At 63.3% G+C, this 14,396-nt stretch carries 9 protein-coding genes and 1 riboswitch; of the genes, 6 read left to right on the top strand and 3 right to left on the bottom strand.

Features of this window, described 5'->3' with window-relative positions; translation table 11 throughout:
* The first annotated feature begins 270 nt into the window (after window positions 1-270).
* Together smc and ftsY are read left to right on the top strand one after the other, a co-directional pair.
* Complete coding sequence (gene smc / locus AC6I99_RS13525) at window positions 271-3,855, top strand: chromosome segregation protein SMC (protein ID WP_497961099.1); 3,585 nt, start codon at window positions 271-273, stop codon at window positions 3,853-3,855.
* Window positions 3,856-3,875: 20 nt separating this feature from the next.
* Window positions 3,876-5,084 (top strand): signal recognition particle-docking protein FtsY, encoded by a 1,209-nt coding sequence (ftsY, locus tag AC6I99_RS13520; protein WP_224090795.1) that lies wholly within the window; start codon window positions 3,876-3,878, stop codon window positions 5,082-5,084.
* Window positions 5,085-5,160: 76 nt separating this feature from the next.
* On the opposite strand, the gene AC6I99_RS13515 is transcribed toward ftsY, so the two are convergent.
* The gene (locus AC6I99_RS13515; protein WP_497944892.1) at window positions 5,161-6,381 is read right to left on the bottom strand and encodes an MFS transporter; all 1,221 of its coding nucleotides are present in this window, start codon (window positions 6,379-6,381) and stop codon (window positions 5,161-5,163) included.
* A gap of 227 nt (window positions 6,382-6,608) precedes the next feature.
* Between AC6I99_RS13515 and AC6I99_RS13510 the strand changes: the two genes are divergently transcribed.
* Entirely contained in the window at window positions 6,609-7,928 is a 1,320-nt protein-coding gene (locus AC6I99_RS13510) for an ammonium transporter (protein WP_224164585.1), read from the top strand.
* Window positions 7,925-8,263 (top strand): P-II family nitrogen regulator, encoded by a 339-nt coding sequence (locus AC6I99_RS13505; RefSeq protein ID WP_223933265.1) that lies wholly within the window; start codon window positions 7,925-7,927, stop codon window positions 8,261-8,263. The genes AC6I99_RS13510 and AC6I99_RS13505 overlap by 4 nt, the downstream gene beginning before the upstream one ends.
* 150 nt (window positions 8,264-8,413) lie before the next feature.
* Here the strand turns inward: AC6I99_RS13505 and AC6I99_RS13500 are convergent, their stop codons facing one another.
* Window positions 8,414-9,814 carry a glucose-6-phosphate dehydrogenase gene (locus AC6I99_RS13500; protein ID WP_497944893.1) on the bottom strand — a complete coding sequence of 467 codons (1,401 nt, stop codon included), beginning with the start codon at window positions 9,812-9,814 and terminating at the stop codon, window positions 8,414-8,416.
* 171 nt (window positions 9,815-9,985) lie between these two features.
* Between AC6I99_RS13500 and ffh the strand changes: the two genes are divergently transcribed.
* Together ffh and AC6I99_RS13490 are read left to right on the top strand one after the other, a co-directional pair.
* The gene (gene ffh / locus AC6I99_RS13495; protein WP_224164583.1) at window positions 9,986-11,563 is read left to right on the top strand and encodes a signal recognition particle protein; all 1,578 of its coding nucleotides are present in this window, start codon (window positions 9,986-9,988) and stop codon (window positions 11,561-11,563) included.
* 109 nt (window positions 11,564-11,672) lie between these two features.
* Window positions 11,673-12,395: an alpha/beta fold hydrolase gene (locus AC6I99_RS13490; RefSeq protein ID WP_497944894.1), complete on the top strand. Its 723-nt coding sequence runs from the start codon at window positions 11,673-11,675 to the stop codon at window positions 12,393-12,395.
* Here AC6I99_RS13490 and thiC read toward each other — a convergent pair.
* Window positions 12,378-14,225 (bottom strand): phosphomethylpyrimidine synthase ThiC, encoded by a 1,848-nt coding sequence (gene thiC / locus AC6I99_RS13485; protein WP_276573606.1) that lies wholly within the window; start codon window positions 14,223-14,225, stop codon window positions 12,378-12,380. The two genes, AC6I99_RS13490 and thiC, sit on opposite strands and share 18 nt — an antisense overlap.
* Window positions 14,221-14,328: riboswitch (TPP riboswitch) on the bottom strand. It overlaps the preceding gene by 5 nt.
* Window positions 14,329-14,396 lie beyond the last annotated feature (68 nt).

The raw sequence follows: 14,396 nt of genomic DNA, 5'->3' as shown, positions 1-14,396 counted from the left end.
TCAGTTATGGAATACGGGTTCTGCACTTGGCTGATCGTTTCCGAATATCTGGACCGTATCCAGCCTTAACCCGAGGGACCTTCAGGTCAAAGCCGGATCACCGGAGCGAATCCGCCAAGTAACCCTTGGCAGGAGTGTAGGGGCGCGGCATCCCTGCCGCAAGGCTTTCCCGTTACAGATCCATGGATTTCGGCCAAACGGCAGTAGATTTAGGGAGATACAGCCGCCCCCGAGGGCTGACAACAGACCATCCAGGAGAACCGAACCGCCTTGCATTTGAAAAGTCTGACTGTCCGCGGATTCAAGTCGTTTGCGTCGGCCACGACGTTCGACTTCGAGCCCGGCGTCACCGCAGTCGTCGGTCCCAACGGTTCGGGCAAGTCCAACGTCGTGGATGCCTTGGCCTGGGTCATGGGGGAGCAAGGCGCCAAGACACTGCGCGGCGGCAAGATGGAAGATGTCATCTTTGCCGGCACGTCCGGCAGGCCTCCTTTGGGACGCGCCCACGTTTCCCTGACCATCGACAACGCGGACAACGCGCTTCCCATTGAGTACAGCGAAGTCACGATTTCCCGCACACTTTTCCGGACCGGAGGCTCCGAATACGCCATCAACGGTGCGCCCTGCCGGCTCCTGGACATCCAGGAGCTTTTGTCCGATTCCGGACTGGGACGCGAGATGCACGTGATAGTCGGCCAAGGCCAGTTGGACCGCGTACTACACGCGACACCTGAAGACCGCCGCGGTTTCATCGAGGAAGCCTCAGGTATCCTCAAGCACCGGCGCCGCAAGGAAAAAACCGTCCGTAAGCTCGAAGCCATGCAGGCCAACCTGGCCCGTCTTGGCGACCTCACCGCAGAGATCCGACGCCAGCTGACACCCTTGGGCAAGCAGGCAGAAATCGCCCGGCGTGCACAAACAGTCCAGTTCGATGTCAGGGACGCCCGCGCCCGGCTCCTCGCCGACGACCTCGTAGCGCTGACATCGAGCCTGGAGCAGGACGTCGCAGACGAAGCCGCCCTCAAGGAACGCCGCCAGGTGGTCGAGGCAGAACTGGGCCACGGCCGGCAACGCCAAGCCGCATTGGAACAGCAGGCAGCGGAAGCAACCCCCCGGCTCAACGCAGCGCGGGACAACTGGTACCAGCTGTCGGCGGGCCGTGAGCGGCTCCGCTCGCTGGGTTCCCTGGCAGCCGAACGTCGCCGGCTGCTGGGCTCCTCGGAACCTGTACCGGACTCCGGCCGGGACCCCGAACAGCTGGAGCGCCAGGCGGCGAAGGTCCGCGGGGAACAAGCGGCCTTGGAACACGACATCCTCGCCAAGCAGGCCGCCCTCCTGGAAGCAACAGTGGCGAAGGACTCTGCTGAGGCGCTCGCAGCCGCCGAGGACAAACGGCTGACGGCCATGCTAAGGGCAGCTGCCGACCGTCGTGAAGGTCTGGCCAGGCTCGCAGGCCAGGTCGCGGCCGCACGCTCCAGGGCAGAAGCGGCGGAGGCCGAGCGCGGCCGGATCCGCGAATCACTGGCTGCGGGCAACGAGCGACGCCGCCACGCGCAGAGCGAATTCGCTGCACTCGAATCGCAGGTTGCAGGGGTTGAAGATGGCGAAGAGAGCCTGGACGCCGAGTACGAGAATGCCACTGAGGCTCTGGACTCCGTGCTGGCGGAGATCGAAGAGCTGAAGTCCGCGGAACGGGAAGCACTCCGTCAGCGGGATGCCCTGACCGCGCGCCGCGATGCACTTCTTTTGGGACTGAACCGCAAGGACGGCTCGGAGCGTCTGCTCACTGGCGATGTCCAGGGGATCCTCGGGCCGCTGGCCGGGATGCTGGCCATTGAGCCCGGTTATGAGGCCGCGATAGCAGCCGCGTTGGGCTCGGCATCGGACGCGCTCGTGGTAGGGGACTCCACTGTCGCCGTCGCCGCGATCCAACTGTTGAAAGAGGACGACGCCGGCAGGGCCGCGTTGCTCTTGGCCAACGCCGACCGTGGGGCTGGCGAAGCAGCATCCCCCGTGGAGCTGCCGGGTGGCAGCAGATGGGCAGTGGACGTCCTCAAGGTCACCGAACCAGCTGCCCAGGGTGCCTTGGCCCTGCTGGCCGGGACCGCCGTCGTCGACGATCCGGCAGGGGCGGCAGCGCTGATTGGTGAACACCCGGAACTCAAGGTGGTCACCCGTACAGGCGACGTCTTCACCGCGCTGACCGCCCAGGGCGGTTCAGCCACGGCGCCCTCCCTGCTGGAGATCCAGGCAGCAGTGGACGACGCCGTGGCCGGCCTCCAGGAGGTTACGGCACGGTTGGAGCGTGGACGGTTCGCCCTGGCCGGGGCCGAAGCCCGTCGCGCCGAAGCCCAGGACCGGGCGGATGCGGCCTTGGAAAGGCTGCATGAATCCGATGCACGCCTTGCTGCCGTAGCAGAGCGCCTGGGCCACTTGAACTCCCTTCTTCGCAGCGCGGTGGGTGAAAGCGAACGCCTGGAGGCATCACTGGCGCGTGCCGAAGCGAACATTGCAGAAGCCCGGTTGGACCTTGAAGTCGCGGCTGAGCGGCTCGCCGCCGCCCAGGAAGCTCCGGACGAGGAACCCTCCACGGATCGGCGGGACGAACTCGCTGCACAGGCGCGCTTGGCCCGTTCCAACGAAATGGAAGCCCGGCTTGCCCTCCGTACGGCAGAAGAACAAGTAGGCGCTGTCGCTGGCCGGGCGGCCTCACTGGAACGCGCAGCGGCTACGGAGCGGCGGGCCCGTGAAGAGGCGGCCCGGCGGGCGCAAAGGCGGCGCGCCCAGGCCCAACGTGCTGGTGCAGTGGTGTCGGCCGTTGAGCAGGCGCTTCGCTTCATCGATATATCAGTGGATCTCGCCGGCCATGAACGCGACCTTGCCGAGCAAGCGCGCGAGCAACTGGAGAAGGAACTCTCGGGCGTGCGTTCCGGAAACGATTCGCTGGCAAAGGAACTCGCCGAACTTACCGACTCTGTGCACAAGGACGAGATGGCAAGGACCCAACAGCGTCTTCGAATCGAGGCGTTGGAGGCCCGTTCCATCGAGGAACTCGGACTATCGGCTGAACAGCTCGTTGCAGATTACGGACCCGATCAACCTGTCCCACAGCCGGCTGCCGCAACCACGGACAAATGGGCGGAACTCCGTGCGCCGGTGGACGAAACGGGTGCACCGCTCGTGGAGGGAATTCCCTTCGACCGGGCTGAGCAGGAGAAGAGGCTCAAAAAGGCTGAACGGGAACTGGCGGCACTGGGGAAGGTCAACCCCCTGGCCCTGGAAGAGTTTGCCGCGCTTGAGGAGCGCCACCAGTTCCTCAGTTCGCAACTGGAGGACCTCAAGTCCAGCCGTAAGGACTTGCTGGACATCATCAAGGAAGTGGATAACCGCGTACAGCAGGTCTTCACCGAAGCCTTTGCCGATACCTCTGCACAGTTTGACCGCGTCTTCGCACGGCTCTTCCCAGGAGGCGAGGGCAGGCTGGTCCTGACGGATCCAAACGACATGTTGACCACTGGCATCGAGGTGGAAGCCAGGCCGGCAGGCAAGAAGATCAAGAGGTTGTCCCTGCTCTCCGGCGGCGAACGGTCACTGACCGCTGTGGCACTGCTGGTGGCGATCTTTAAAGCCCGGCCGTCGCCGTTTTACGTCATGGACGAAGTGGAAGCGGCCTTGGACGACACCAACCTTGGCCGGCTTATCACGATCTTCGAAGAGCTTCGGGAGTCCAGTCAGTTGATCGTCATCACGCACCAGAAGCGCACCATGGAAGTGGCCGACGCCCTCTACGGCGTCACGATGCGTGGCGACGGGGTGTCCACCGTCATCAGCCAACGGCTCGGTGCCGGGGCATAGCTTTATGAGAAGGTAGGGGAGTGAACGATTTCCTACCCATAATTCTGTCCATTGTCGCTGCGCTCGTCGTGGTCGGCGGGCTGGTGCCGGTACTGATGAAGGCCCGGAAGTCCGGTGCCAACTACCCTGGAACGCGGGACGCCAATGACCCTGTTAAGTCATCGGCTGCAGGCAGCGGAACCCTTGTGGAGGATCGGCCGGATGCCGTAACAGCACCCCCTGCCCCTACCTTCGACGAAAGAGTCGAAGGTGCTGATGTACCGGATGATGCAGCCGGGTTGGAGACCATCGCTGTAGAGACGCCGGCGCCTGTGGAAGGCCGCCTGACCCGCCTTCGCGCCCGTTTGGTGAAATCGAACAATATTCTGGGCAAGGGTCTGCTGGCTCTGCTGTCCGGGGACAAAATCGACGAGAACGTGTGGGACGAGGTTGAGGAGACCCTGCTCTTGGCCGACCTCGGCACCGAGCCCACCATGCAGTTGGTCGATGCCCTCCGGGAACGCGTTAAAGTGCTGGGCACCCGCAGTCCGGAGGATGTCAAAGCCATGCTCCGCGAAGAACTCATCAAGCTCGTGGATCCCACGATGGACCGTTCCCTCAACGTCGAGCGCAAGGGTGACCGACCCGCCGTCGTGCTTGTTGTTGGTGTCAACGGCGTGGGCAAGACCACTACCGTCGGCAAACTGGCGCGCGTGCTCGTGGCCGAGGACAAGGACGTGCTGCTTGGTGCAGCGGACACTTTCCGCGCCGCAGCTGCTGAGCAATTGGCCACGTGGGGCCAGCGTGTAGGCGTACCCACCGTCAAGTCCGACATCGACGGCGCCGACCCCGCCTCGGTTGCCTACGAAGCCGTCAAAGCGGGCATCGACCAGGAGGTGGACGTCGTCATGGTGGATACAGCTGGCCGCCTGCAGAACAAGACCGGCCTCATGGACGAACTCGGCAAGGTCAAGCGCGTGATCGAGAAACTGGCTGAAGTGGACGAGGTCCTGCTGGTCCTTGACGCCACCACTGGTCAGAACGGCCTGAACCAGGCACGGGTTTTTGCCGAGGTGGTCAACATCACAGGTATTGTGCTGACCAAATTGGATGGCACGGCCAAGGGCGGCATTGTGGTCGCCATCCAGAAGTCGCTGGGTGTGCCTGTCAAGCTCATCGGTCTCGGCGAAGGTCCGGACGACCTCGCGCCGTTCGAAGCGGAGGGCTTTGTGGACGCCCTGCTTAACTAGTTCCCGTTCAACCAAAGTCTCCACGCTGGCTGGCCGGCAGCGGTGGTCCTCAGTGAGGGCAATCGCTGCCTGCCGGTCAGTTTTTGCTTTTAAGGGGTTCCCGCGCCACCAGCCACGCAGCGGCGGTGAGCAGCAGAACTCCGCCGGTGACAGCGAAGGCGAGCCCGTAGCCGAAGCGGTCGGCGAGGATCCCGGCTACGACGGGGCCGATGATGGCACCGGTGTCTGCGGCCATCTGGAAGACCGCCAGTACTTTGCCGCCGGAGCGTCCCCGGCCAATGACATCAGCGACAGCAGCCTGCTGCGCCGGGCCCAGCAAGCCGGAACCAAAGCCCGCCACAGCGGAAGCCGCGAAAAATGCGGGAAGGTCTGTGGTTAATCCGATGACACCGGTGGCGAGGCCAGTGATGACAAGACCCGGAACGAGCAGGGGCTTCCTGCCCCACGCATCGGCGAGTCGCCCGGAGAAGGTCAAAGCGGTGGCGTTGCCCACGGCAAAGACGGCCAATGCCCACGCCGCCGTCTCAGGCCGCGACTGAAGCGCCGCGACGGCAAAGAGCGGGATGGTAGCCATCCGGACGCCAAAGGTGACCCAACCATTTCCGAAGCTGGAAAAGACAGCCGCCCGGTACGCTGAGTCGGCCAGCGCCTCCTTCAATGTCATGGGCGGAGAGGGGGTGGCATCCTGACCGGGGTTACCCTCGCCGCTAAGCATGGTGCGGACAACCAGCGCCGCAAGGAGCAAAGCTCCCGCATAGGCAAGGAACGGTACCCGAAGCCCGAAGCCTGCCAGGAGGCCACCGACAACCGGCCCCAGGACGCTGCCTATCAGAAAGGCCGATGCGTACGCACCTGATACGCGTCCCCTGCGTTCCGGCGGTGCCAGACGGATGAGCAGCCCCATGGCGGCGACTGTGAACATTACGGAACCCGCACCCCCAAGGCCCCGGAAAATCAGCAGCTGCCAGTAATTCTGGGCGAACGCACAGGCGGCAGTGGAAACGGCAACGATCAAGAGGCCGGATACGTACACGTTCCGCTCACCGAAGCGTCCGATGAGTGAGCCCCCCGCCGGGGCGAAAACCAATCGCATGAAAGCGAAGATGCTGACAATGACGGCGGCGGCGGTGGCGCCAACGTCGAAGGTGGTGGCGAATTGGGGGAGCACCGGCGCTACAAGCCCGAAGCCCAGCGCAATTAGGAACGCTGCCGCCAACATCACCTTGATGTCGCGGGGCAGCGGTTCCTTCTCCCGCCGGATCCTTGGATCTTCAACGGATCTGGGCGACTCAGTCATGCGGTGCGGGTCCTTCAATTCTGGGTATTTGCGGGGAAGTGTGACGCATGAAACATATCCGTAACAACGGTGATATGCACCATTTACGTTGGGGAGGTTGTTGTAACGAGCCCGCAATGTAAAACCTGCGCAGGCGAAACACGGCGGCACAAAAATCTTAAGCAGGACGCAAAACGGCGTCAGGACGGCGGTTGAACCGCAGATCTAGCAAGAGAGGAACGTGCACCATGGAACTTACCGCAGGTCACGTATGGGTCATGGTGGCGGCGGCACTCGTGCTGTTCATGACTCCCGGTTTGGCATTCTTCTACGGCGGCATGACCCGCGCCAAGGCAGCCCTGAACATGATGATGATGAGCTTCATCTCCATCGGCATCGTGGGTGTGGTCTGGGTGCTGTGGGGCGCATCGATGAGCTCAGGCGAAGGCTTCATGGAGATCGTGGGCAATCCGTTTGCCACCTTCGGCCTTGAAGGTATCACCACACCCGATGGTTTGATCAAGGTCGGCTACGCGGCCACCTTCGCCATCATCACGGTAGCCCTTATCAGCGGCGCCATCGCAGACCGCGCCAAGTTCGGCGCCTGGAGCCTGTTCGTTCCCGTTTGGGTCACCCTGGTCTACTGCCCGCTTGCCTACATGGTCTGGGGCGGCGGCCTGTTCGGCCCCGAAGGCGCGATCGGCAAGGCCCTTGGCCCGGCCATCGACTTCGCAGGCGGCACCGTGGTGCACATCAACGCCGGTGTTGCAGCACTCGTCCTCGTTCTGATCATCGGTAACCGCCGCGGCTTCGGCAAGGACCCGAACCACCGCCCGCACAACATCCCGTTCGTCATGCTCGGTGCAGCCATCCTCTGGTTCGGTTGGTTCGGCTTCAACGGCGGTGCGGCAGCCACTGCTGAGCAGGCCGGCCTGATCTGGATCAACACTCTGGCGGCCCCCGCCGCAGCCATGATCGCCTGGCTCGTCACCGAACGCATCCGCGATGGCCACCCGACCTCATTGGGTGCAGCTTCCGGTGTGGTCGCCGGCCTGGTTGCCATCACTCCCGCTTGCGCCAATGTCAGCCCGGTGGGTGCCCTTGGACTCGGTGTTGTAGCCGGTGTCGCTTCAGCCCTGGCAGTCGGCCTGAAGTTCCGCTGGGGCTTCGATGACTCCCTGGATGTTGTCGGCGTCCACCTCGTGTCGGGCATCATCGGCACCGTGGCTCTTGGTTTCATCGCCCTTCCTGTCGACGGCGTTGGCGGTGGCCTCTTCTACGGTGGCGGCATGACGCAGATGTGGGCACAGCTCGCAGCTGCCGGCGTCGCAATTGCCTTCTCGGCAATCATGACGGCCATCATTGCCTTCGCAATCCACAAGACCATGGGCTTCCGGGTCTCCACCGAGCAGGAGAGCGTGGGTGTCGACCTCAGCCTCCACGCCGAGACTGCCTACGAATTCGGCGTCGGTGGCCACGGCGGAAGCTTCCAGCCGCTGCACGACCTCGTTACGGGCAAGTCTGAAGAGAAAGCTGCCGCCGAAGGCAAGGAGAGTGTCCAGGCATGAAGCTCATTACAGCGATCGTCCGCCCGGAAAAGCTCGAAGCAGTCCGGGAAGGCCTGGAAGCGTACGGGGTCCAGGGTTTGACGGTCAGCGCGGCAAGCGGCTACGGCCGGCAGCGCGGCTACACCGAGGTGTACCGCGGCGCCGAGTACAACGTGGACCTGCTGCCCAAGATCCGCATCGAGGTTCTTGCCACGGACGAGCAGGCAGATGACATCCTGGATGTCCTCATCGCCAGCTCCAACACAGGACGTGCCGGAGACGGCAAGGTCTGGACCGTGGATGTTTACGAAGCAGTTCGGGTTCGGACCGGTGAGCGCGGCTCAGCCGCCATCTAGGTCCTGAAACCAGGTTCATACACAAGGCGGGCCGGGTACCAGTAAAGGTACCCGGCCCGCCTTCTGCGTCCCCGGCCTGCTGAAGCAACGCGGGGTCACTTACGGCCCGTGGTGAGGCCATTTATGGGCCCTAAGTGACCCCGCGTTGCGTTAAGGCGCGACGGCGGTAGGCCAGTCCGCGGGTCCGGCGCTACCGGCGTCGTATTCATCCAACGGGACGGTGTCCCGCTCCCATGCCCGGAGGACCGGCTCTATGATTCGCCAGCAATCCTCGGCGGTGTCGCCCCGGACTGAAAGCAGGGGATCGCCGGTGACGATGCCCTCAAGGACTTCGCCGTATGGCAGCATGCCCGGCTCGTTGAGCTCGGTCACGAGGCTGGCGCGGTCCAAGGTGAAGATGTCCCCGGGGCCGTTCACATCGACGTCGAGTTGGAGGACATCCGGACCGAATCCAATCCGCAGCTGGTTGGGGGAGTCCACGCCGGAGAACCCCGTGGGCAGGTGCGGTACGGGACGGAAAGTGATCACCGCTTCCTTCCGCCGGCGCCCTATGGCTTTGCCGGAACGCAAAAGGAAGGGAACGCCCTTCCAGCGCCAGTTATCGATGTCCACCCGCACCTCGGCAAGCGTCTCGGTATTGCGGGCAGGATCAACGCCTTCCTCGGCGGTGTAGTCCGGCACTGTGCGTTCGCCGAGGGTTCCTGCCGCATAGCGTGCCCGCCGGGTTGACTCGCGGTAGGGGGCCTTGACGCTGCTGGCCCTCAAGACCGTGGCCACGGCATCACGGAGATCACGTTCATCGATGCTGGCTGGTGCATCGATCGCGATAAACGCCATGATGTGCAGCAAATGGCTTTGGATCATGTCACGCAAGGCACCAGCGCCGTCGTAGTAGCGGGCCCGTCCTTCAAGTGCCAGGTCCTCGTCGAAGACGATTTCCACCTTTTCAATGTGGTCGCGGTTCCACACTGGCTCAAGGAACCGGTTGGCAAAGCGCAAGCCAAGAATGTTCAGGACTGTGGCCTTGCCCAGGAAGTGGTCAACGCGGTGGATGTGGTCCTCCGGGACCAGCGTGGCCAGCGTTTGGTTGAGTTCGCGTGCAGATTCACTGCCCGAGCCGAAGGGCTTTTCCAACACCAGGCGCGTGCCGGCTGGCAATTGCCCGCGCCGCAGGACCTCGCATGCCTTCTGGCTAACGTGGGGCGGCAGGGCGAAGTAGATGGCGATGGGTCCCTCCAAGCGTGCCAGGAGGTCTGCCAGCGGGCCGTCGACCGTGACGTCCAACTGGTGGTACTCGGTGGATTCGGCCACGTTTGCCAAGGCATTACGCCCGCCCGCATCGGCTGCCTTTGACGCAGCCGCAAATGCGCCATTGACCCTCTCCTGCCATTGTTCCGGCGACCAGGGGTCCGACCCCGCGCCCACCAGCCGCAAACCGGGCGCCCTGCCCGTGGCGATAAGCCCTGCAAGTCCGGGGAGGAGCAGCCTTCCCGTAAGGTCCCCGGATGCACCGAGGATGAGCAACGTTTTCACAGTTGTTTTGCTGGTCACTGTGCCAGCATGCCATCTTGCAGGTGCGACTTGGTACCCTAGATAGTCGAGTCCCCTGATTGGCGCAGATTTGTTGGGGTTGAGGCAAATTTGTTGGGGCAGGATTAAGTCAAGACTCTGGCGTGCCGCATTGGCCGCCAATCGCAGACCATCGAAAGAAGTGCACGGCGCGTGTTCAATTCACTCTCTGACCGGTTGACAGCAACCTTCAAGAACCTCCGTGGCAAGGGCCGCCTCTCCGAGGCTGATGTCGACGCCACCGTCCGGGAGATCCGCCGCGCCCTGTTGGACGCGGATGTTGCCGTTTCGGTGGTCCGCGAATTTACCTCGCGGATCCGCGAGCGGGCTCTGGGTGCTGAGGTGTCGGGTGCGCTGAACCCGAGCCAGCAGATCGTCAAGATTGTCAACGAGGAACTCGTGGAGATCCTCGGCGGTGAAACCCGGCGTATCCGGATGGCCAAGACCGGCCCCACGATCATCATGCTTGCCGGCCTCCAGGGTGCCGGTAAGACCACCCTTGCCGGCAAGCTCGCCAAGTGGCTGAAGGCCCAAGGCCACAGCCCCATCCTTGTAGCTTGCGACCTCCAACGGCCCAACGCCGTGACGCAGCTCCAGGTTGTCGGCCAGCGGGCAGGCGTTCCTGTCTTTGCGCCTCACCCCGGAGCCACCTCGGAGTTGGAGCACCCGGCCGGTGACCCGGTGGCGGTTGCCAGCGCCGGTGTGGCGGAAGCACGCCAGAAGCTGCACGACGTCGTGATCGTTGACACCGCCGGACGCCTTGGCGTCGACGCCGAGATGATGGATCAGGCACGCCGGATCCGCCAGGCGATCATCCCGAACGAAGTGCTCTTCGTGATCGACTCCATGATCGGCCAGGATGCCGTCAACACGGCCATGGCGTTCGACAACGGCGTTAACTTCACCGGCATCGTGTTGTCCAAGCTCGACGGCGATGCCCGCGGTGGTGCCGCACTTTCGGTTGCGTCCGTCACGGGTAAGCCGGTCATGTTCGCGTCCACCGGTGAAGGTCTGGACGACTTCGAGCTCTTCCACCCGGATCGTATGGCTTCGCGCATCCTGGACATGGGTGACGTCCTGACCTTGATCGAACAGGCTGAAAAGGCCTGGGACAAGGACGAAGCTGCCCGGATGGCGAAGAAGTTCGCCGACCAGGAAGACTTCACCCTGGACGATTTCCTGGCCCAGATGCAGCAGATCCGCAATATGGGTTCCATGAAGAAGATGCTCATGATGATGCCGGGTGCCCAAAACATCCGCCAGCAACTGGAGAACTTCGACGAACGCGAAATCGATCGCGTCGAAGCGATCGTCAGGTCCATGACGCCGCACGAGCGCGTGGCTCCCAAAATCATCAACGGCTCCCGCCGGGCCCGCATAGCAAAGGGTTCAGGTGTGCACGTCTCCGAGGTCAACGGCCTCCTGGAGCGCTTCGCCCAGGCCCAGAAAATGATGAAGAAGATGGCCCAGGGCGGCATGCCGGGCATGCCGGGCATGCCTGGAATGGGTGGCCCCGGTGGCGGCCGCAAGGGTGCCAAGAACGCTCCCAAGAAGAAGGCGCGCTCCGGCAACCCGGCAAAGGCAGCCCAGGAACTCCGGGAGGCCGAAGCCAAACGTGCCAACGCGGCCTCGGCAGCTCCTACAGGAGCGGCGTTCGGTCAGGGCGCTGCGGACTTCGATCCGTCCACGCTGAACCTCCCCAAGGGCTTCGAGAAGTTCCTGGGCAAGTAACCCGGAACCTCCGACTCAACACTGTGACAGTTGGCGCCGTTATGAATGCACATAACGGCGCCAACTGTTTTTGGGCGGCGATGTCAGGGCTCTGGACTAGGGTGAATCCATGCACAAGCAGCGCGTAGTCTTCGTCCACGGACTGGGGAGCTTTGGCGCCTCGGCATGGCCCAGGCAGCACGGCATGGCCCTGTCATATGACGCACTTTTCCTCCGCCGGCACGGCTTCGATCCAGTCGCTGAACCCCTGGAATCGGACGTCGCTGCGGATATCGGCATCGTCGTTGCTTCGCTGGAGGATGCCGGGGGCGGGCACGTCGTGGCGCATGAGCAAGGTGCAATCTCTGCCATGCTCGCAGCAGTTGAACGCCCGGACCTGGTGCACTCCCTGACACTGGTTGAACCGGCCTGTTTATCCTTGACCGCCGAACTGCCTGCCACCACATTCCATCGTTCGCTCATGGAGCCGTTGTTTGACGTGCGGAACCAGGTTGAGGATGCCGACTACGAACGCGAGTACTTCAGGCGTGCATTTTCGGCCGAAGCCAGCGGGCTGGACACGCCCGAAGCCCGCCGTTCCGCACGTCGCCTCCGGCTTCAGGCGCCTCCTTGGGAGGCGCCCCTTCACATCGTTCCCGGCGTGCCTACCCTCGTCCTTACGGGCGGGTGGGAACCCCTGTACGAAGAAATCGCCGGGTACCTGGAGGACACCGGTGCCCTCCGCCGCGTAGCAGCTGGAGGGCACCGGCCCCAGGACTCGGTTGATGGAGACCGGATTATCCGCTCATTTGTGGCCGATGTTGTCCGGACGAGGTCAGTTAAGGTTTCCTGACGCTCCGGCCGCGTGGGTAGAGGGAAGCTGCAGCTCAGGCAGGTACACCTTGCCACCTGAAGCCAGGAATTCTTCGCTCTTTTCCCGCATGCCGTCGTATATCCCCGCAATAGCTGCCTGCGCGTCGGCCGAACCGAACTCGTCCCTGATGTCCTGGCTGATACGCATCGAGCAGAATTTGGGTCCGCACATCGAGCAGAAGTGCGCGGTCTTCGCCGGTTCCGCTGGCAGTGTTTCGTCGTGGAATGCCTCGGCGGTGACCGGGTCCAGGGACAGTGCGAACTGGTCCCGCCAACGGAACTCGAACCTGGCCTTGGACAGAGCATCGTCGCGTTCGTTGGCGCCCGGGTGTCCCTTGGCGAGGTCCGCCGCGTGCGCTGCGATCTTGTACGTGATCACACCGGTCTTGACATCGTCCTTGTTTGGCAGCCCCAGGTGCTCCTTGGGAGTTACGTAGCAGAGCATGGCGGTGCCGTAGCGGGCGATTTCTGTGGCACCGATTGCCGAGGTGATGTGGTCATAGCCGGGAGCAACGTCCGTGACAAGCGGTCCCAAGGTATAGAAGGGGGCACCTTTGCAGAGTTCCTGTTGGCGCTCCACATTCTCGCGGACCAAGTGGAAGGGAATATGCCCGGGTCCTTCAACCATTACCTGGACATCAAATTCCCATGCCCGCTGGGTCAGTTCGGCGAGCGTGTCCAACTCGGCGAACTGTGCGGCGTCATTGGCATCTGCCGTGGCGCCCGGGCGCAGCCCGTCACCGAGGGAGAAGGCGACATCGTACTTGGCGAAGATTTCGCACAGCTCATCGAAGTGCGTGTAGAGGAAGTTTTCCTGGTGGTGCGCCAGGCACCAACCCGCCATGATCGAACCGCCGCGGGACACGATGCCGGTGACGCGGTTGGCTGTCAGCGGCACGTACCGAAGCAGCACGCCGGCGTGGATGGTCATGTAGTCCACACCCTGCTCGCACTGCTCGATCACAGTGTCGCGGAAGATCTCCCACGTGAGTTTATTGGCCTCGCCGTTGACCTTTTCCAGGGCCTGGTAGATCGGGACAGTTCCGATGGGCACGGGGGAGTTGCGGATGATCCACTCACGCGTGGTGTGGATGTCATCGCCGGTGGACAGGTCCATAACGGTGTCGGCACCCCATTGGGTGGCCCACTGCAGCTTGTCTACCTCTTCGGCAATGGAGCTCGTGACGGCGGAGTTGCCGATGTTGGCATTGATCTTGACCAGGAATGCCTTGCCGATGATCATCGGCTCGGATTCCGGGTGGTTGATGTTGTTGGGAATGATGGCCCGGCCTGCGGCGACTTCACTCCTGACGAGTTCAACATCGCAGTTCTCACGCAACGCCACGAACTGCATTTCAGGCGTGATGATGCCCTTCCTGGCGTAGTGCATCTGGGTGACGGTCTTGCCTTCGACGGCGCGGCGGGGCACCGGCTGCGCGCCCTTCCACTCTGCCGACGCTGCGCCTCGGCGGACGGCCGATTTGCCGTCGTCGAGCAGGTTCCGTTCGCGGCCGGAGTAGGCTTCCGTGTCGCCCCGGCCCTCAATCCATGCGGCCCGGAAGGGCTCCAGGCCCACTACGGGATCACTGCCGGGCCCCGCGGTCCGGTACACCTGCAGCGGAGCGTTTGCCTCCCCGTTGGGGGACGGTTCAAGCGCGATTTCCGTGACGGGGACGCGAATGCCGTTGGCGGGGTCTTCCAGCCAGGCCAGCGAATGGGACTTCAGCGACTGCGTGACGGTTTCAGCCGCCTTTTCGCTGCTGTTGGCCTGGTTTTCGGCAGGGCTGTGCTGTGTTTCGGTGGTGCTCAAAGGATTACTCACTTCCTTCGCCGGCATTACCCGGACAGGTTCAACGGTCGCAGACTGCTTCAGTCCGATCTCAGCCCCTGCAGGGGCCCCCGTGTGGTCGTAGACGAAGCTACCACAGCTCCGATCCGGGGCCCAGTCATGATCCAAACGCAGACCCGTCGGTAAACCTGT

The organism is Arthrobacter sp. TmtSoilC77 (assembly GCF_059739415.1).
Note: the sequence above shows the minus strand (reverse complement) of the source record. Positions and strands in the feature narration are given on the sequence as shown.